Consider the following 19281-nt stretch of genomic DNA (forward strand, 5'->3'; position numbering starts at 1 on the left):
ATGCTCAGTAAAAAGATCCGGACTTTCCTGATACTTGGCGTACTGGCTTTCCTGCTGGCAGCAGTCGGCTACTGGAACGTCAGCCCCGAAAGCTTCATGGAGCAACCCGCCGTGACGCCTGACGAGACCGCCATCGACTATTACGCGATCAATGCCCGCAGCGTGCAGTACCTGCCCGATGGCAAGGTGCAGTACGAAATGACCGCCGACAAGGTCGAGCACGTCAAGGCCACGGACGTCAGCCTGCTGACCCGGCCAGACCTGCAGATGTACCGTGGCACAGCGTTTCCGTGGCATGTGCAGAGCGTTCGTGGCGAAGTGTCGCCCGGCGGCGAACAGGTCGAGCTGATCGACGATGTGCGCGTGGCGCGCACCGATGAAAAGAACCGTTCGACTATCATTACCAGCAGTCGAATGACGGTATTCCCACAGAAGCAATATGCGCAGACCGAGCAAGCCGTTAGAATCGACGCCGGCGGCGGTGTCACTACGGCCAAAGGGATGAAAGCGTATTTGAACGACGGCAGGATGGACCTGCTGTCCAACGTAAGAGGACAGTATGAGTCTCGTTAAAACTCTTCCTTTTTTGCTCGGCCTGGGCGCAGTACTGGGAAGCGCGAGCGCCTGGGCTCTGCCGACAGACCGTGACCAGCCGATTCATATCCAGTCAGACGACGCGCAGCTCGATGACAAGAAAGGCATCGCCACCTACAAGGGCAATGTCATCATCACCCAGGGCTCGATGAAGATCACCGGCAACACCGTGACCATCACGCGCAATGCCCAGGGCGAGGTCGATGTGTTCACCTCGGTCGGCAACCTGGCCTATTACGAGCAGAAGCCCTCGACCACCAAGCCGATCGTTCAGGCCTACGCGGTGACGATCCAGTACTACGCGGCCCAGGATCGCATCGTCTTGATCGACAAGGCCAAGGTCATCAACGACGGCAACACTTCCGAAGGCGAGAAGATCGTCTACGACACCGTGCGCCAGATCGTCAGCGCGGGTCGCGCCACCGGCAGCCAGGTGACCACACCACGGCCACGGATCGACATGGTCATCCAGCCGAAAAAGAAAACCGACCAGCCGCAGAAGGCCGAGTAAATGGCGACGCTTAAAGCCCAGCACCTGGCCAAGAGTTACAAGAACCGTCAGGTCGTTCGCGATGTCAGCCTGTCCATCGACAGCGGCCAGATCGTCGGTTTGCTGGGCCCCAACGGTGCCGGCAAGACCACCTGCTTCTACATGATCGTCGGCCTGGTACAGGCCGATCAGGGCCGCGTACTGATCGACGACCTGGATGTCAGCCACCAGCCGATGCACGGTCGCGCACGCGCCGGTATCGGCTATCTGCCTCAAGAGGCTTCGATCTTTCGCAAGCTGACCGTGGCCGACAACATCATGGCCATCCTCGAGACCCGCAAGGAACTCGACGGCACTGCACGCCGCAAAGAGCTGGAAAACCTCTTGCAGGAATTCCACATCACGCATATCCGCGACAGCCTGGGCATGAGCCTGTCCGGCGGCGAACGGCGTCGCGTAGAAATTGCCCGCGCCCTGGCCACGGCCCCCAAGTTCATTCTGCTGGACGAGCCCTTTGCCGGGGTCGACCCGATTTCGGTCGGCGACATCAAGCAGATCATCCATCACCTGAAATCCAAGGGCATTGGCGTGCTGATCACCGATCACAACGTCCGTGAAACCCTGGATATCTGTGAGACTGCCTACATCGTCAACGACGGGCAACTGATCGCTGAAGGCGATGCCGAGACCATCCTGGCCAACGAGCTGGTGAAAGAGGTCTATCTCGGCCACGAGTTCCGCCTCTAGAGCGCCTTGCAGCCATAACAATGACCGTTGACAACGGATTATTTGTCGTGGCGCTCTAGGCAAGCGCTTCAATTTCAGGCATATAACTTGCTTATAAAAGGCGGCGCCCAGGCGCCCTGTAGTGGATGGCGCACGCGCGCCGGCGAATGAAGGTGTTGAGCCACTGCCATGAAACCATCGCTAGTCTTGAGAATGGGCCAGCAGCTGACGATGACACCGCAGCTGCAACAGGCTATCCGCTTACTCCAGTTGTCGACCCTGGACCTGCAACAGGAGATCCAGGAGGCTCTGGAATCCAACCCTATGCTGGAACGCCAGGAAGAAGGCGACGACTTCGACAATTCCGACCCTATGGCGGACAACGTCGAGAACAAGCCCAACAGCGAACGCGAGACCCAGGAACCGACTTATCAGGAAACCTCCGCGCCTACCGTGGATAATCTTGAGGAAGGCGAATGGAACGAGCGCATTCCTAACGAGCTGCCGGTCGACACGGCCTGGGAAGACATTTACCAGACCAGCGCCAGCAGCCTGCCGAGCAGCGACGACGACGAGTGGGATTTCACCACCCGCACATCGGCGGGTGAAAGCCTGCAAAGTCATCTGCTATGGCAGCTCAATGTGGCGCCGATGTCCGACACCGATCGCCTCATCGCCGTCACCCTGATCGACTGCATCAACAGCCAGGGCTACCTGGAAGAGTCGCTGGAAGAACTGCTGGAAGCGTTCGATCCCGAACTGGACATCGAGCTCGACGAGATCGAGGCCGTGCTGCACCGCATCCAGCAATTCGAGCCTGCCGGCATCGCCGCGCGCACCCTGAGCGAATGCCTGTTGCTGCAACTGCGCCAGATGCACGCCAGCACGCCATGGCTGAGCGAAGCCCAGCGCCTGGTAACCGACTATATCGACCTGCTGGGCGGACGCGACTACGCACAATTGATGCGCCGCATGAAGCTCAAGGAAGACGATCTGCGCCAGGTCATCGAACTGGTCCAGAGCCTCAACCCGCGTCCCGGCTCACAGATCGAGTCCAGCGAGCCGGAATACGTCGTGCCCGACGTCATCGTGCGCAAGGACAGCGAACGCTGGCTGGTCGAGCTGAACCAGGAAGCGGTACCGCGCCTGCGGGTCAACCCGCAGTACGCAGGTTTCGTGCGTCGCGCCGACACCAGCGCCGACAATACCTTCATGCGTAACCAGTTACAGGAAGCGCGCTGGTTCATCAAGAGCCTGCAAAGCCGCAACGAAACCCTGATGAAGGTGGCCACCCAGATCGTCGAGCATCAGCGCGGCTTTCTCGAATATGGCGACGAGGCCATGAAGCCTCTGGTCCTGCATGACATCGCCGAAGCGGTCGGCATGCATGAATCGACCATTTCCCGGGTCACCACCCAGAAGTTCATGCATACCCCGCGTGGCATATACGAACTGAAATACTTCTTTTCAAGCCACGTCAGCACCTCCGAAGGCGGTGAATGCTCGTCCACGGCCATCCGCGCAATCATCAAGAAACTGGTCGCGGCGGAAAATCAGAAAAAGCCATTGAGCGACAGCAAGATCGCTGGTTTACTGGAGGCACAAGGCATTCAAGTCGCCCGTCGCACAGTCGCCAAGTACCGCGAATCCCTCGGGATCGCGCCATCCAGCGAGCGCAAGCGGCTGATGTAGCGGACGAGGCACCTGCAGGGCAGCGCACCAGAGCTCACGCCGCCCGCCTGTGTCAGGCCACAGCGTTCCAGCGGCAGGTCACCGGCCTGCCTCTTATGCACTGGCAAAGGAGAGAGCTGTATGCAAGTTAATATCAGTGGACATCACCTGGAAGTGACCAAGCCCCTTCGTGAGTATGTGGAGCTCAAACTCAAAAAGCTTGAAGGGCATTTCGACAAGATTACCAATGTCCAGGTCACGATGACGGTCGAGAAACTGAAGCAGAAAATCGAAGCCACCCTGCATATCCATGGTGGAGAGGTCGTCGCCAACGCCGAACATGACGACATGTACGCGGCCATCGACCTGCTCACCGACAAGCTCGACAGACAATTGCTCAAGCACAAGGAAAAGCAGCAAAGCATCCTCAAAGGTGCGACCGCTCGCTAACAAACCAATCCATGACTCAACTTGAAAAAATACTGACCCCCGGCCGTTCCCTTGTGAACGTGCCGGGAGGCAGCAAAAAACGCGTGCTGGAGCAGATCGCCGATCTGATCGGCCGCGAAGTCCCCGAGCTGGACACGCAAGACGTGTTCGAAAAGCTCGTGAACCGTGAAAAACTCGGCTCGACCGGCTTTGGTAACGGTATTGCTATCCCCCACTGTCGCCTCGAGGCCTGCCAGTCGCCTATCAGCGCCGTCCTGAGCCTTGAGAAACCGGTCGACTTCGATGCTATCGACGGTGAACCGGTAGACCTGCTGTTCGTTCTGCTGGTACCGCAAGCCGCTACGGACGAACATCTGCAACTGCTCAGCCAGATTGCCGGCATGCTCGATCGCAGCGATGTACGCGAACGCCTGCGTAGCGCGCAAAGCAGTGATGACCTTTACCAGTGCGTACTGGAAGAACTCAAAGGCCGTTGAGCATGCGCATGATCATCGTCAGTGGCCGCTCAGGCTCAGGCAAGAGCACTGCGCTGGACGTTCTGGAAGACAACGGCTTCTATTGCGTCGACAACCTGCCAGCCGGACTGCTGCCGGAACTGGCTGAACGCGCCCTGCTCAACAGCGAGCAGGCCGAACCGCTGCTGGCCGTGTCGATCGATGCGCGCAACATGCCCAGCCACCTGACCCGATTCCCGCACATACTCGACGAAGTCCGTGCCCGGCACATCCAGTGCGATGTGCTGTACCTGGACGCCGACGACGCCACGCTACTCAAGCGCTTCTCCGAAACCCGACGCCGCCACCCGCTGAGCAATTCACAGCGCTCGCTGGCCGAGGCCATTCGCGACGAGAGCCTGTTGCTGGGGCCGATCACCGACCTGGCCGACCTGAAGATCAACACCACCCACCTGAATCTTTACCAGCTGCGTGACACCATCAAGTTACGCCTGCTGAACAAACCGGAACCGGGCACAGCCTTTCTCGTCGAATCGTTCGGCTTCAAGCGCGGCATGCCCGTAGACGCCGACCTGGTTTTCGATGTGCGCTGCCTGCCCAACCCGTACTGGAAGCCTGAACTGCGCGACCATTCGGGCCTCGATCCTGTGGTCATCGAGTACCTGGCAGCCCAGCCTGATGTCGAAGAAATGTTTCAGGACATCTTCACCTATCTTAATAAATGGCTGCCACGCTTTGCCGCCAGCAACCGCTCCTACGTGACCATAGCCATCGGCTGCACCGGCGGGCATCATCGCTCCGTCTACCTGACAGAGCGCCTGGGCAAGGTCCTGCAACAATCACTCAAGAACGTTCAGGTTCGCCACCGCGACCTCAGCTGAAGGATTTCCACTGCGATGCCCGCTCGTCAAATCACCATCATCAACAAACTCGGCCTTCACGCCCGGGCCGCCGCCAAGTTTGTCGGCGTGGCCGGCAAGTTTCCCTGCCAGATCAGGGTGGGCCGCACACCTGAAAGCCTGGTCGATGGCAAAAGCATCATGGCCGTCATGATGCTCGCCGCCGGCAAAGGCACCGAGCTTCATCTGTCGACCGAGGGCGAGAGCGCCGAGCAGGCTCTGGAAGGCCTGGTCGAGCTGATCAACAACAAGTTCGATGAAGGCGAGTAACAGCGCCGCCCGACGCAACAGATATTAAAAAAGGGGCCCTGCTTTCAGGTAGCCCCTTTTTTAATGCGGGTAGCGCACACGATCAGCTTGAAGCCAACCCCAGAGCGCAGCTCGCACCTTCTTCCAGAACCCGCAACAGACAAGGTTCAAGATCAAGCCAGGCGAGCGCCTGGGCAGCCAGCAAGACCATCCCGGCCAGCAGCAAAAGACTGCCGAACGCAAAACGAAGCAGGCGGGCTGACCTTATTGGTGAACGCATAAGATACCCTGGATTATCCACCTGGTTGATCAGGCCAGCGCAGCAGCATAACGCTTGGCAACTTCATCCCAATTGATGACGTTGTAGAACGCGCCGATGTATTCGGCACGGCGGTTCTGGTACTTGAGGTAATAGGCGTGCTCCCAGACGTCCAGACCGAGAATAGGCGTGTTGCCTTTCTCCAGCGGGCTGTCCTGGTTGGCGCTGTGCTCGACCACCAGCTTGTTCTCGGGGGTCACGCTCAGCCAGGCCCAGCCGCTGCCGAAACGCTTGACCGCAGCATCGGTGAACGCGGTCTTGAACGCTTCGAAGCCACCCAGTTCATCAGCGATGGCCTTGGCCAGCTCGCCCGTCGGCTCGCCGCCGCCATTGGGCTTCATTACAGTCCAGAACAGCGAGTGGTTGGCGTGACCACCACCGTGGTTGGTAACCACAGGGCGCAGGCTTTCCGGCAGCTCCTTGACCTTGGCAACCAGCGCCTCGACCGACAGGTTCTCGTATTCAGTACCGGCAACGGCCTTGTTGAGGTTGTCGATGTAGGTCTGGTGGTGCTTGGTGTGGTGGATCTTCATGGTTTCCGTATCGACGTACGGTTCCAGAGCATCGTAGGCGTAAGGCAACTCAGGCAGGCTATAAGGCATTTCAATGGACTCCGTGGAAATGGCCAGTGGCTGAAGAATGCTGCAACGACGTGCGGGTGTGCTCGCTGTTGCTGCTCAGCAGTCGATGGGTACGCGGGTATTCACCGTGTTCGCTGATGAAGCTCAGCAACTCGGCGTAGGTCTTGTTGCTATGGCGCAGCGCGGCCTGACGCAACGCTTCGGGCAGTCGTGAATCCTGAAGGGTCTGCAACAGGCGCTGATGGATCGCGCACAAATATTCGGCGCTCTCCTCGGGCTGTCCCAGGCTCAAGTGTAGATCGGCCAGGTTGTGATGCGAGATAACGCAGGCGGCCACGGCTTCGTCCGGGTCCGCCCAGCGCTCGAACAACACCTGCGCCAGCGCCAGCGCCTGGAGGTACAACTCGCGAGCTTCAACCCACTCGCCAAGATTGAAACAGCGATTGGCCTGTTCGATAGTGCGTTTCCAATGCTGCATAGCTACCTCCAGAGGCATGGCGGGCGTGAGTCAGATGCCGCCAGCGGTCAGTTTTTCAGGGTTGAGCAACACTTCCAGCTGGCTGCGTTGCAGGTCGGTGTGTTCCAGCGCCACGTCGATGATCGGACGGCCTTGCTGATAAGCCTTCTTGGCGATCTCGGCAGCCTTCTGATAACCGATGATCGGGTTCAGCGCGGTGACCAGAATCGGGTTGCGCGACAAGGCTTCCTGGAGTTTTTCCTGGTTGACCTTGAAGCTGGCGATGGCCTTGTCGGCCAGCAGGCGGCTGGAGTTGGCCAACAGCTCGATGCTACCCAGCAGATTCAGGGCGACGATCGGCAGCATCACGTTCAACTCGAAGTTGCCCGATTGACCTGCCACGGTGATCGCGGTGTCGTTGCCGATGACTTGCGCTGCAACCATCGCAGTGGCTTCCGGAATCACCGGGTTGACCTTGCCAGGCATGATCGAAGAGCCTGGCTGCAAGGCTTGCAGCTCGATCTCGCCCAGCCCCGCCAGGGGACCGGAGTTCATCCAGCGCAAATCGTTGGCGATCTTCATCAAGGACACCGCAGTGGCCTTGAGCTGGCCAGAAACCGAGACCGCCGTGTCCTGCGAGCCGATCAGGGCGAACAGATCCTTGCCGGGGGTGAAGGTCACGCCGCTCAGTGCGCTCAGTTGCGCATTGAAGCGCGCAGCGAACTCAGGGTGTGCGTTGATGCCGGTACCCACCGCCGTACCGCCCTGGGCCAGCGATTGCAGGCTCGGTTGCAGCGCCTGAAGATTTTCGAGGTTGGCGCGAATCTGTTGCGCCCAGCCATTGAGTACCTGGCTCAGGCGTACCGGCATGGCATCCATCAGGTGGGTACGGCCGGTCTTGACGAACGGATGCACCTGCGCAGCCTTGTGCTCGGTGACCTGAATCAGGTGTTGCAAGGCTGGCAGCAGGTGCTCATGCAGGGCCAGGGCCGCGCTGACATGAATAGTGGTCGGAATGATATCGTTGCTGCTCTGGCCGCAGTTGACGTGGTCATTGGCATTGACCACTTCGCCATGGATACGGGTCGCCAGGGTGGCGATCACTTCATTGGCGTTCATGTTGGAACTGGTGCCGGAACCGGTCTGGAACACATCGACCGGGAAGTGAACCATAAAATCGCCCGCCAGCAGATCACTGACCGCCTGGACGATGGCGTTGCTCTGCCCTTCGCTGATCTGTTCCAGCTCCAGGTTAGCCTTGGCCGCAGCCGCCTTGGCCAGCAGCAATGCACGAATGAACTGCCTGGGCATGCGCTGATGGCTGATCGGAAAGTTGTCGACCGCACGCTGGGTCTGGGCGCCATACAGGGCCTCGGCCGGCACCTGCAGCTCGCCCATGCTGTCGCGTTCGATACGGGTATTACTCATCGGAATATCCTTGGACCAGTTCAGTGAGAGAAATCGACGGCTGTAGCACGCACGTTGCCAACTCATGGACGCAGGCTTGCCACTGCCGGTGTCGGGCCGGGGTCACGGCCAGCGCCTTGAAATCGCGCAGCGGACGCCAGGCCTGGTCCAGGCACAGGCAGCGCCAGTGCCAGGGCAAAACCGGGTCGCGGGCGGTGTCGAGCAACAGACGCAAGGCAGTCAGCGCGATCATGGCCTTGGGGGTCGCGGTAAAACGCGCCAGATAACGCCCTTCGGCCAGGTAATGCTCGATCAGGCGCGGCTCATCGGGATCCAGCGCACAACGAATCCGCAGACTCAGCTCACGCCAGTTATCCAGATAAGGCAACTCGTGCAGGACAGACCCCATGACCCATGACCCAGCCAAGAAATGATATTCATTATTGAATGAGATTAAGAATCAAAACAAGACTCTGGGGCGAATCTGTTTTTTGTGGGGTGAAAAAAGGAGGGAGTTTCGAAAGTCGACGCCGTCGTAGGACCGGCTTCAGCCGGGAAACAGGCGCCACCGATTGGTGATGGCGCCATTCGCGGCTAAAGCCGCTCCTACAGCGTATAGACAGGCATATGGATGAAATCAGCTACCGGCGACGGTCATGCGTTCGATCAGCACGGAGCCGGTGCGAATGTTGCTGCGCAGTTCAAGATCGCTGCCGATGGCGACAATCTGCTTGAACATGTCGCGCATATTGCCGGCAATGGTCACTTCCTGAACCGGGAATTGAATCTCGCCGTTCTCGACCCAAAAGCCTGCTGCGCCGCGTGAATAGTCGCCTGTGACCATGTTCAGGCCACTGCCCATCAGTTCGGTGACCAGCAGGCCACGGCCCATGCGGCGTATGAGTGCACTCTGGTCTTCCGTGCCATGGGTCACGAACAGGTTGTGCACGCCGCCGGCATTGGCAGTGCTCGGCAGACCCAGCTTGCGACCCGAGTAGGTACTGAGCATGTACGACACCAGGTCGCCATTTTCGACGAACGGTTTGGCATAGGTGGCCAGGCCGTCGCCGTCGAACGACGCACTGCCCATCGCCTGCATCAGGTGTGGGCGTTCGTCGATGGTCAGCCATTCAGGGAACAACCGCTGACCCAGCGCGCCTTCCAGGAAAGACGATTTGCGGTACAGGTTGCCGCCGGAAATCGCGCCCAGAAAGCTGCCGAACAACCCGCCGGCCAGTTCGGCCGAAAACAGCACCGGTACTTCGCAGGTCGGCACCGGGCGTGCACCAAGACGGCTGGCTGCACGTTGCGCCGCCTTGCGCCCGATGATTTGCGCATCGGTCAGCAAGGCGCCCTGACGGTTGACGTCATACCAGTAATCACGCTGCATGTTGCCGCCTTCTTCGGCGATCATGACGCAACTGAGGCTATGGCGGGTCGAGGCGTAACCGCCGATAAAACCGTTGCTGTTGCCATACACCCGGCAACCCTGATGGGTATTGAGGGTGGTGCCATCGGCGTTGCGGATGCGGCTGTCGGCATCGAACGCCGCCGCTTCGCAGATCAAGGCTTTCTCGATGGCCTGCTCCGGGGTGATGTCCCAGGCATGAAACAGGTCGAAATCCTTTAGGTCACGGGCCATCAGGGCCGGGTCCGCCAGCCCCGAGCTTTCATCTTCGGAGGTATGCTGGGCAATCGCCAGTGCCGCCGCGACGGTTTCACGGATTGCCTCCGGGCCACTGGCCGAGGTACTGGCCGAGCCTTTGCGCTGGCCGACGTACAGGGTGATGCCAAAGCCCTGATCACGGTTGAATTCTACGGTTTCGACTTCACGCTGACGCACCGAGGTCGACAGCCCCTGATCCACAGAAACGGCCACTTCGCAGGCACTCGCGCCCTGACGGCGGGCTTCGGCAATGATCTGCTCGACCTGTTCCTGAAGTGCTGGCAGGGCTTGTGGGCCGACGCTTTGGGTTGCACTCATGACTTTCTCCATCAAATTCTGCTTTCGGCACGGCTCACATTACCGAGCGGGCCGGACAAGCGGCCCCCGACTGGTTATCATGGCGGCGTTTATTTGCGGACGGCCCCCATGGTTGATTCTTACGACGACTCCCTCGACGGGGAGAAAAGCAAAACCCAGGTAAAACGCGAGCAACAGGCTCTGGTTGAACTGGGTGTGCGACTGACTACCCTCAAACCCGACATGCTGGACAAGCTGCCATTGACCGACAATTTGCGCCGGGCATTGGCTGAAGCCCCCAAGCACACCGCGAACATCGCGAAAAAGCGCCACATGCTGTTCATCGGCAGGCTGATGCGCGACCAGGACCAGGAAGCCATTCTGGTATTGCTGGACCAGCTCGACAGCTCGACCCGGCAGTACAACGAACGCTTCCACTCGCTGGAGCGCTGGCGTGACCGCCTGATCGGCGGTGATGACAGCGTCCTGGAAAAATTCGTCTCCGAATACCCGGACGCCGATCGCCAGCAATTGCGCTCCCTGATCCGTCAGGCCCAGCACGAGGTGGCACACAACAAGCCGCCGGCCTCCAGCCGCAAGATCTTCAAGTACATTCGCGACCTGGACGAAGTGCAGCGCGGTCTGCGCTAGCACCTGCCAAGGGCTGGTCGTCACCGGCCAGCCCTGCGCTTCTCTCACCTGCCCGCCTTAACTGCCTGTGCCGCCCACGGTGATCGCATCGATCTTCAGGGTCGGCTGGCCGACGCCTACCGGCACCGACTGACCGTCCTTGCCGCATGTTCCTACGCCACTGTCCAGCGACAGGTCGTTGCCGACCATCGACACCCGGCTCATGGCTTCCGGCCCGTTGCCGATCAGCGTCGCGCCTTTGACCGGCGTGGTGATCTTGCCGTCTTCGATCAGGTAAGCCTCGCTGGTCGAGAACACGAACTTGCCGCTGGTGATGTCCACCTGACCGCCGCCCAGGTTGGCGCAATAGATGCCCCGTTTCACCGAGGCGATGATTTCCTGCGGGTCGCTTTGCCCACCGAGCATGTAGGTGTTGGTCATGCGCGGCATCGGCAGGTGCGCATAGGATTCGCGACGGCCGTTGCCGGTACGCGCCACGCCCATCAGGCGGGCGTTGAGCTTGTCTTGCATGTAACCCTTGAGCACGCCGTTTTCGATCAGCGTGGTGCACTCGGTCGGGGTGCCTTCGTCGTCGACGCTCAGCGAGCCGCGACGGCCGGCCAGGGTGCCGTCATCGACGATGGTGCACAGTTTGGAGGCAACCATTTCGCCCATCCGGCCGCTGTAGGCCGAGCTGCCCTTGCGGTTGAAGTCGCCTTCCAGACCATGGCCGACCGCTTCGTGCAACAGCACGCCCGACCAGCCAGAGCCCAGCACCACCGGCAAGGTGCCGGCCGGTGCAGGTACCGCTTCAAGGTTGACCAGCGCCTGGCGCAAGGCCTCACGGGCGTAGCCCATGGCGCGGTCTTCGTTGAGGAAATAACGGTAGTCGGTACGCCCGCCACCGCCATGCCCGCCGCGCTCGCGACGGCCGTTCTGCTCGACGATCACACTGACGTTGAAACGCACCAGCGGGCGCACATCGGCAGCCAGGCTACCATCGGCCGCGGCGACCAGAATCCGCTCCCAGACCCCGGCCATGCTCACCGACACCTGTTGAATACGCGGGTCCAGCGCACGGGTGGCGACGTCGATGCGCTTGAGCAGCTCGACTTTCTCGGCCCGGCTCAGCACTTCAAGCGGGTTATCCGGTGCATACAGCTGGGCCACATCCTGAGTGGTGAACGCCTGGACGCGACCGCTCTGGCCGGCACGCGAGATCGAACGGGCCGCACGTGCCGCCGCGCTCAAGGCTTCGAGGTTGATGGCATTGCTGTAGGCGAAACCGGTTTTTTCACCCGACTGTGCACGCACCCCGACACCCTGGTCGAGGTTGAAGCTGCCTTCCTTGACGATGCCATCCTCAAGCGCCCAGGACTCGGAAATCATGCCCTGGAAATACAGATCGGCCGCGTCGATCCCGGGCCCGGCCAGATCGCCCAGCACCGATTGCAGGGTGTCCAGGTTCAGGCCGCCAGGCGCCAGAAGATGTTCGCTGACTGAGGACACATCACTCATATTCACTCCGAAGCAGGCCGCACCGCGTCCTGCACTGAAAATCGCCGGTGACTCGACACCGGCATCCGCGCCCGTATGGACGCCTGTTCTTCACTGTCGCGCTGCGCCAGCAGCACGGCTTCACCTTTGTCCTGCCCGGCCAGTATTCGCCCCCACGGGTCGATGATTGCCGTCTGGCCCCAGGTTTCCCGAGGGCCTGGATGCACGCCGCCCTGGGCAGCCGCAAGCAGGTAGCACTGAGTCTCGATGGCGCGCGCGCGAATCAGGATCTCCCAGTGCGCCGCACCGGTGACGGCGGTGAACGCCGAAGGTGCGGTAATCAGTTCCGCGCCCGCTTCACGCAGGGCGGTGTACAACTCCGGGAAGCGCAGGTCGTAGCACACGCTAAGCCCCAGACGCCCGACCGGTGTGTCGGCCACCACGATGTTGCCTCCATGAGCATAGTCATCGGATTCACGGTAGCGGCCGCGATTGTCGGTCACATCGACATCGAACAGGTGCAGTTTGTCATAGCGGGCAACCTGTTCACCGTGTTCGTCGATCAGCAGCGAGCAGGCGGTGACCTTACCGTCGGGTTGACCCTGCGGCGGCAGCGGTAGCGTGCCGGCCACAATCCATAACTTGAGGTCGCGGGCGGCCTGTTTCAACCAGGGCAGGATCGGACCTTGTCCCAAGGCTTCGGCGCGACCGATGTCGGCGGCGTCGCGACGCCCCAGCGCGGGGAAGTTTTCCGGCAACACGGCCAGTTGCGCCCCCTGCTCGGCGGCCCGCTCCAGCAAGCCACGGGCATGGCGCAGATTTTCGGCGATATCGCTCTGGCTGACCATTTGAATCACAGCAAACGTCATGGATCCCTCCTACTGTGGCTTTTCGAACGGCTTGTCGAAGGTGATCTTCGGTTCCTTCCAGGGCCCTTCGACTTTGTACTGGACACTGGCAAAGCGCGCAATGCGGTCGCCCAGTAGCTTGTCGACCAGAAACAGCGCGCCACCGACGGCCGGCGCGCCGACCAGCAGCGCGGCAATCGGCAGGTTATTGCTCACCGGCAGCGTCACCAACAGCTTGGCGTCGACCCGGTCCTTGACCATGTCCAGCGTGCCGTCCAGCTCAAGATTACTCGACGGGCCGGTCAAGGTGATCGGCTTGCGCGTCACATAGACCCCTTCGCTGGCCACCAGCAACCCCTTGACCCGGTCATACCCCAACCCCTTGCCCAGCAGGTCGGAGAAGTCCAGACGCAAACGGCGGCCAATGGAGTTGAAATTGAGCAAGCCAAACACCCGCAGCGCCTGGGCGCCGCCTTCGACCTCAACGAACTGACCGTTGCGCAGCGAAGCATCGAGGCTGCCGGAATAGCGCTTCAGGCCCACCCAGGCCGGAGACCCTGGCCAGCGACCGTCGATGTCCAGCTCGAACGATTCGCTGGTCACCGTTGGTGCAAATCCCCAGGCCTTGAGGATATCGCCCAGGTTCTTGCCGGCCATGTGCCCTTTGATCCAGCTGGTGCTGGCACCCGGCGCGCCTTCCCAGCCGCCATCGCCTTCGAGCAACAACCCCTTGAGCCCCAGACTCAGGTCGTTGAAGCGTAAACCGTTTGCCGTAGGCCGGGTTTTCAATGCCCAGCCGCCAATCAATTGTTCGCCCTGAAACAACTGACCGATACGCACATTCAGCGCCGGGATCTTGCGCGGATCGACATCGGCCAGCGGGTCGGGGGCATTCTCGACCACCGGCGCACTGGGGTCGGCGGCCGGCAGGCGCACATACTGCAGATTGATATCCAGCGGTGCATTTTTCGCATCCGGCAGTGCGGCACTGCCCTTGACCTGCTGACTGTCCAGCGACAACTGCCAGGCCGAGGCACTGCGCTGCAGCTGCACGCGGGCCTGTTCCAGCGTGGTCCCCATCGCAGTCAACCGACCGACCTGTACATCCACCTGATTGAGTGTCTGCCGGGCACTGCCACCCGGGTCGTTGCCGCTGTAGCGCTGGGCAACCTCCTGCCAGGGGCTGATGTCCAGCTCGGACAGGCTGCCACTGATGCGCAAGCCCTTGGCCTGTGGCACGACAGCGCCGCCCTGGCCCAGAAACAGCTCGCCACGCCCTTGCAGCGGATCGCTTGCAGGTGCGGCCCAGGCCAGACTGGCCAGCGCGCCGTAGGCTGTATCATAGCGTCGCTCGTTGCCTTGCAGGGTCATGCGAAACTCGCTGGGCCGCGCCTGTTCGCGGGTTTTTCCGAACGGCGCCGGCAGGTCAACCGCAAGACCTTGCAGGCTGGAAGTAATCGACAACGGTGTGTCGCCGCCGTCGAGCAACAGTTGCAGCTGATAGGGAATATCGCCCGACACCGGCAGCGGCTGGTTGAAACTCAGCCAGTCGGTGAGGCGCTTGAGGGCAATCTGGCCAGTCGCATTGATGCGCGTGATATTCGCGCCCGGCTTGCCTTCGGCCAGAATCTGCGCAGTCACCGGGCGATCGAACGCCTGGGCGCTGATGTCCTTGCCGCTCAGGCCACGCTCGCTGTCGAAACGAAACGCGCCTTTGAGCTGGGTCAGCTCAAGCGGCGGCTCTGCCAGTTTCAGGCGCGCGCCTTCACTGGCAAAGTCCACGCCTATTTTTGGCTCTACGCCTTTTTCCAGCGGGATATCCAGCTGCAGCTTGCCCTTGAGCGGCCCCTCGCCTTCCCAACTGGCAAAGGTGCTGCCGGTGCCGATCGGCGCCTCCTGAAGAATTTTCAGTCCATCGCCCAGGGTGCCGACAAATTCGCCATCGACCAGCAAATGGCTGGGCTGCCCGGCCGCAGCCGGCGGCACATTGACCTGCACATTACTGACCCGGGTACCGAGCAACTGGCCCTTGCTGGCCTTGATCCGCACGTCGTTGTTTTCGACCCAGACCTTGCCGTCCACGCCGGTGAGCGACGGCCAGCCAGGCTGGAAGTCCAGCGTGGCATTCTTGACGTTGAAAAACAGGCTGATGACCCGCGAGTGCTCCGGCGAGTTCTTGTTCAGCGAGCCTTGATACTGGAAAAAGCCCTGCTTGACGTCGCCGGTAACGATGGCGGTGCGCAGCCAGTGATCCAGCGCCGGGCTGAGCACGGCAGGCAGGTACTTGCCGGTATAGCGACCATCGCCATCGAGCATGCCGACGCGCAGGTCCATGTAGTCTTCGTGGTCGTGCTTGAGGTGGATACGAATCAGAAAGTCGGCCGCGATCTTGCCCTCGTCGCCCAGCACCTTGATGTACGGCGCAATCAGGGTGAAACGCTCCTGATCCAGGGTCCAGGTCAGGCGTGCATTAGCTTTGGGGTAATGCCACTGATTCTTGAAAATCGGGTCCAGGTGCAGCATGAAGTTTTCAGTGGCCAGGCGCAGCTCGCCCTTGCCCAGATCGCCGCTGATGGCGCCACTGACATTGCCGGCCGCCGGCGCGCCGTGGTAAGCGTCGAAGCCGACCTTTTCAAGATTGGCAGCAAAGCTTACGCGCTCATCGCCCTGGGCTTGCGGGCGCCAGTCGAGCAATACATTACGCAGCGTGCCGGTAACGTTCAGATGGTCGAGCACTTCACGCAGGGTGTCGGGCAGCGGTGCCAGCGAATCGAGCAAGGGCGTCAGTGGGGTCAGGTCCAGACGATCCGCTTCGACATGCCAAACCTCCTGACTGTCGGCGGTGGCGATGCGTTGCTGCAACTGCACACGGCTTTCCCAGCGTTGTTTGTTCAGGTTCATGGCCAGCGAACCCAGGGTCAGTCTGAACCCCTGTTCGTTGCGCGCGAACCAGGCATCGAGTGCCAGATTGTCAATTTTTGCCGGCGCGTGCTGGGCGTAATGGCCTTGAAGAAGCGGCGCATTGAGGCGCACGGTCGCGCTCTGCACGGTGCCCTTGCCCCAGCCGAGCCAGAACTGCCCACCGGCCTTGAGCGCCGAGATATCCCAGTCACGGGTCAGGGTCTTGGGCAACCATTGCGCCCAGTCGCTTTGCGGCAGGCTCAGGTAAGCATCGGCCTGGGCTTCACGCCACTGGCGGGCCTGAATGCGCGAGCGCACATTGAGCGCCAATGGCTGGCCGTCGGGCAGGTTCAGACGTGCATCGAGGCGCTGCTGGCGGGCACCGGTGGCCAGGCTGAAATTGATGTAAGTGAGGGTCAGCGGCGACTGGTCGAATGGCTGTACGGTCAACTGGCTGTCAAACACCGACAGTTGCGCCACCTGCTGCAGGCGGGTCAGGACCTGTTCGGGGTCCAGCGGCTTTTCTTCGCGCTGCGGCAAGCCTTGCAACGCCCATTTGCCGTCCTTGTCCTGGCGCAAAATCATCTGCAGGCCGCTGACCTCAAGGTCGGCAATGCGCACCTCGCGAGCCATCAGGCTGTCCCACAGCGCCGGCACCACGCGCACCTGGTCCAGACGCAGCGCACTGCGGCCTTCGCCGATCATCACATCGTGGGCCAGCAATACCGGGGCGAAACCACTCCAGCGGCCTTCCAGGCTGCCAATGCTCAGCGGCATGTCCAGCGCCGCCTGGGCGCGGGTTTCGACGTCGACCCGGTATTCGGCCAGCATCGGCGTCAGTTGCCGCCCCAGGCTGACGTACAGGGCCGCCAGCACCAGCAACAAGGCGCACAGGCTCAAGCCCCAGCGCGTGAGGACCGCCATCAGGCGTGGCAGGCCGCGCACCGGAATTTGCTCATTGACCACTCATTATTCTCGCTCAAAGGGCATCCATGCCGCAGCCCACCGTCGTTACAACGGGAGTCATATCTGCATTGTGAGCAATTCAGAGCAGCACGACGTCATATTGTTCCTGTGAATACATCGATTCGACCTGAAACCGTATGGTCCGGCCAATGAACGCTTCAAGCTCGGCGACATTGCCCGACTCTTCATCGAGCAAGCGGTCAACCACCCGCTGGCTGGCCAGCACCCGATACCCCACCGCCTGATACGCGCGGGCTTCGCGCAGAATCTCGCGAAAAATCTCGTAGCAGATGGTTTCCGGAGTCTTGAGCTTGCCACGTCCCTGACAGCACATACAGGACTCGCAGAGAATCTGCTCCAGACTCTCACGGGTGCGCTTGCGGGTCATCTGCACCAGGCCCAGCTCGGTGATGCCGATGATGTTGGTCTTGGCGTGATCGCGTTCGAGTTGTTTTTCCAGCGTGCGCAGCACCTGACGCTGGTGCTCGCCATCTTCCATGTCGATGAAGTCGATGATGATGATGCCGCCCAGGTTGCGCAGGCGCAGTTGCCGGGCAATCGCGGTGGCCGCTTCCAGGTTGGTCTTGAAGATGGTTTCTTCGAGGTTGCGGTGACCGACGAAGGCGCCCGTGTTGACGTCGATGGTGGTCATCGCCTCGGCCGGGTCGACCACCAGATAGCCACCGGACTTGAGCGGCACCTTGCGCTCCAGGGCCTTCTGGATTTCATCCTCGACCCCGTACAGGTCGAAGATCGGCCGCTCGCCTGGGTAATGCTCCAGACGGTCCTGGATCTCGGGCATCAGTTCGGCGACGAACTGCCGGGTCTTCTGAAAGGTTTCCCGCGAGTCGATACGAATCTTCTCGATACGCGGACTGACCAGATCGCGCAGGGTGCGCAGGGCCAACCCGAGGTCTTCGTAGATGACGGTCGGCGGGCTGACGGTCTTGATCTGCTCACCGATCTGATCCCACAAGCGCCGCAGGTAGCGGATGTCCATGAGGATCTCTTCGGCGCCCGCCCCTTCGGCAGCGGTGCGCAGAATGAAGCCACCGGCTTCCTTGATGCCCTCTTGGGCCACGCAATCGCTGACCACCTTCTTGAGGCGGTCGCGCTCGCCTTCATCTTCGATTTTCAGCGAAATGCCGACGTGCGCGGTACGCGGCATGTACACCAGATAGCGCGACGGAATCGACAACTGAGTGGTCAGGCGTGCGCCCTTGCTGCCGATCGGATCCTTGGTGACCTGCACCACCAGACTCTGGCCATCATGGACCAGCGCACTGATCGGCTCGACGGCCGAACCTTCGCGCATCGAGATTTCCGAAGCGTGAATGAATGCGGCACGGTCCAGACCGATGTCGATGAACGCTGCCTGCATGCCGGGCAATACCCGCACCACCTTGCCCTTGTAGATATTGCCGACGATGCCGCGCCGCTGGGTCCGCTCGACATGGACCTCTTGCAGGACACCGTTTTCGACCACCGCCACCCGCGACTCCATGGGCGTGATGTTGATCAGGATTTCTTCACTCATGGCTTATCACCTTCCAGGCCTTGCCAACAGGGTATGCCGAAATGGCCCAGCAGGTCTGCGGTTTCGCACAGCGGCAAGCCCACAACCGCAGAATAGCTGCCGTGCAGGGCCTCGACGAAGATCGCCGCCAGCCCCTGAATGGCATAGCTGCCGGCTTTATCCAGCGGCTCGCCGCTGGCCCAGTACGTGCGCGCTTCATGTGCCTGAATCGGGCGAAAGCGGACCTTGCTGGCGACCACCCGGCTTTCGCAGCGCTCATGATCGAGCACTGCCACGGCGGTCAGCACCTCGTGCTCACGCCCCGACAGCGCCGCCAGCATGGCCAGCGCGTCTTGTTGATCGATGGGTTTGCCGAGAATCTGCCCGTCGAGCACCACGGCGGTGTCGGCGCCCAGTACGCAAGCGTTTTGCGTCTCGGACAGCAAAGCCAGACCCGCCTGCGCCTTGCTGCGCGCCAGCCGCTCGACATAGTCGCCTGGGTGTTCATCGGCAAGGGGGGTTTCGTCGATCTGCGCGCTCAATACGTTGAACGGCACGCCGATCTGGGTGAGCAGTTCACGACGTCGCGGTGAACCGGAAGCCAGGTATAGCGAAGGCATGGGGACGTCTCCATGTCGGTGACGCCCCGTGTGGAGCGCCTG

19 protein-coding genes and 1 pseudogene are annotated in these 19281 nt (G+C 61.1%); 9 read left to right on the top strand and 11 right to left on the bottom strand.

What is annotated here, in order from left to right:
• The 8 genes from lptC to ACYP2A_RS30895 all read left to right on the top strand — a co-directional run bounded on the left by lptC (position 1) and on the right by ACYP2A_RS30895 (position 5555).
• Entirely contained in the window at positions 1-573 is a 573-nt protein-coding gene (gene lptC, locus ACYP2A_RS30860; RefSeq protein WP_459749702.1) for an LPS export ABC transporter periplasmic protein LptC, read from the top strand.
• A complete protein-coding gene (gene lptA, locus ACYP2A_RS30865; protein ID WP_459749703.1) occupies positions 560-1105 on the top strand; it encodes a lipopolysaccharide transport periplasmic protein LptA in 546 nt (181 codons plus the stop codon). Before lptC ends, lptA begins: the two co-directional genes overlap by 14 nt.
• Positions 1106-1831 (top strand): LPS export ABC transporter ATP-binding protein, encoded by a 726-nt coding sequence (gene lptB, locus ACYP2A_RS30870; protein ID WP_459749704.1) that lies wholly within the window; start codon positions 1106-1108, stop codon positions 1829-1831.
• Positions 1832-1999: 168 nt separating this feature from the next.
• Entirely contained in the window at positions 2000-3502 is a 1503-nt protein-coding gene (locus ACYP2A_RS30875; RefSeq protein ID WP_459749705.1) for an RNA polymerase factor sigma-54, read from the top strand.
• Between the two features lie 120 nt (positions 3503-3622).
• Complete coding sequence (hpf, locus tag ACYP2A_RS30880; protein WP_459749706.1) at positions 3623-3931, top strand: ribosome hibernation-promoting factor, HPF/YfiA family; 309 nt, start codon at positions 3623-3625, stop codon at positions 3929-3931.
• 11 nt (positions 3932-3942) lie between these two features.
• A complete protein-coding gene (gene ptsN, locus ACYP2A_RS30885) occupies positions 3943-4407 on the top strand; it encodes a PTS IIA-like nitrogen regulatory protein PtsN (protein WP_459749707.1) in 465 nt (154 codons plus the stop codon).
• Positions 4408-4409: 2 nt separating this feature from the next.
• Positions 4410-5267 (top strand): RNase adapter RapZ, encoded by an 858-nt coding sequence (rapZ, locus tag ACYP2A_RS30890; RefSeq protein WP_459749708.1) that lies wholly within the window; start codon positions 4410-4412, stop codon positions 5265-5267.
• 15 nt (positions 5268-5282) lie between these two features.
• The gene (locus ACYP2A_RS30895; protein ID WP_459749709.1) at positions 5283-5555 is read left to right on the top strand and encodes an HPr family phosphocarrier protein; all 273 of its coding nucleotides are present in this window, start codon (positions 5283-5285) and stop codon (positions 5553-5555) included.
• A 91-nt stretch (positions 5556-5646) separates the two neighbouring features.
• Here ACYP2A_RS30895 and ACYP2A_RS30900 read toward each other — a convergent pair.
• From ACYP2A_RS30900 to pmbA, 6 genes and pseudogenes are all read right to left on the bottom strand, one after another.
• Positions 5647-5814 (bottom strand): annotated as a pseudogene (locus ACYP2A_RS30900) (ZIP family metal transporter); the annotation flags it as partial.
• A 29-nt stretch (positions 5815-5843) separates the two neighbouring features.
• Positions 5844-6455, bottom strand: a complete 612-nt coding sequence (locus ACYP2A_RS30905) for a superoxide dismutase (protein ID WP_459749710.1) — start codon at positions 6453-6455, stop codon at positions 5844-5846.
• A gap of 1 nt (position 6456) precedes the next feature.
• On the bottom strand, positions 6457-6912 hold the full coding sequence (locus ACYP2A_RS30910; RefSeq protein ID WP_459749711.1) for a hypothetical protein: 456 nt from the start codon (positions 6910-6912) through the stop codon (positions 6457-6459).
• A 30-nt stretch (positions 6913-6942) separates the two neighbouring features.
• Positions 6943-8319, bottom strand: a complete 1377-nt coding sequence (locus ACYP2A_RS30915) for a class II fumarate hydratase (protein WP_459749712.1) — start codon at positions 8317-8319, stop codon at positions 6943-6945.
• Positions 8312-8707 carry a FagA protein gene (locus ACYP2A_RS30920; RefSeq protein WP_459749713.1) on the bottom strand — a complete coding sequence of 132 codons (396 nt, stop codon included), beginning with the start codon at positions 8705-8707 and terminating at the stop codon, positions 8312-8314. Before ACYP2A_RS30920 ends, ACYP2A_RS30915 begins: the two co-directional genes overlap by 8 nt.
• A 228-nt stretch (positions 8708-8935) precedes the next feature.
• A complete protein-coding gene (gene pmbA / locus ACYP2A_RS30925; protein ID WP_459749714.1) occupies positions 8936-10282 on the bottom strand; it encodes a metalloprotease PmbA in 1347 nt (448 codons plus the stop codon).
• A gap of 108 nt (positions 10283-10390) precedes the next feature.
• Between pmbA and yjgA the strand changes: the two genes are divergently transcribed.
• Positions 10391-10912 carry a ribosome biogenesis factor YjgA gene (gene yjgA, locus ACYP2A_RS30930; RefSeq protein ID WP_459749715.1) on the top strand — a complete coding sequence of 174 codons (522 nt, stop codon included), beginning with the start codon at positions 10391-10393 and terminating at the stop codon, positions 10910-10912.
• A 57-nt stretch (positions 10913-10969) separates the two neighbouring features.
• Here yjgA and tldD read toward each other — a convergent pair whose 3' ends face one another.
• The 5 genes from tldD to ACYP2A_RS30955 all read right to left on the bottom strand — a co-directional run bounded on the left by tldD (position 10970) and on the right by ACYP2A_RS30955 (position 19239).
• A complete protein-coding gene (gene tldD / locus ACYP2A_RS30935) occupies positions 10970-12409 on the bottom strand; it encodes a metalloprotease TldD (RefSeq protein ID WP_459749716.1) in 1440 nt (479 codons plus the stop codon).
• A gap of 2 nt (positions 12410-12411) precedes the next feature.
• Positions 12412-13257 (bottom strand): carbon-nitrogen hydrolase family protein, encoded by an 846-nt coding sequence (locus tag ACYP2A_RS30940; RefSeq protein WP_459749717.1) that lies wholly within the window; start codon positions 13255-13257, stop codon positions 12412-12414.
• Positions 13258-13266: 9 nt separating this feature from the next.
• A complete protein-coding gene (locus ACYP2A_RS30945) occupies positions 13267-17082 on the bottom strand; it encodes a YhdP family protein (RefSeq protein ID WP_459749852.1) in 3816 nt (1271 codons plus the stop codon).
• Positions 17083-17182: 100 nt separating this feature from the next.
• The gene (gene rng / locus ACYP2A_RS30950; RefSeq protein WP_459749718.1) at positions 17183-18640 is read right to left on the bottom strand and encodes a ribonuclease G; all 1458 of its coding nucleotides are present in this window, start codon (positions 18638-18640) and stop codon (positions 17183-17185) included.
• Complete coding sequence (locus tag ACYP2A_RS30955; RefSeq protein WP_459749719.1) at positions 18637-19239, bottom strand: Maf family protein; 603 nt, start codon at positions 19237-19239, stop codon at positions 18637-18639. Before ACYP2A_RS30955 ends, rng begins: the two co-directional genes overlap by 4 nt.
• Between the last annotated feature and the right edge of the window lie 42 nt (positions 19240-19281).

The sequence above is a fragment of the Pseudomonas sp. 3A(2025) genome, from assembly GCF_054589175.1.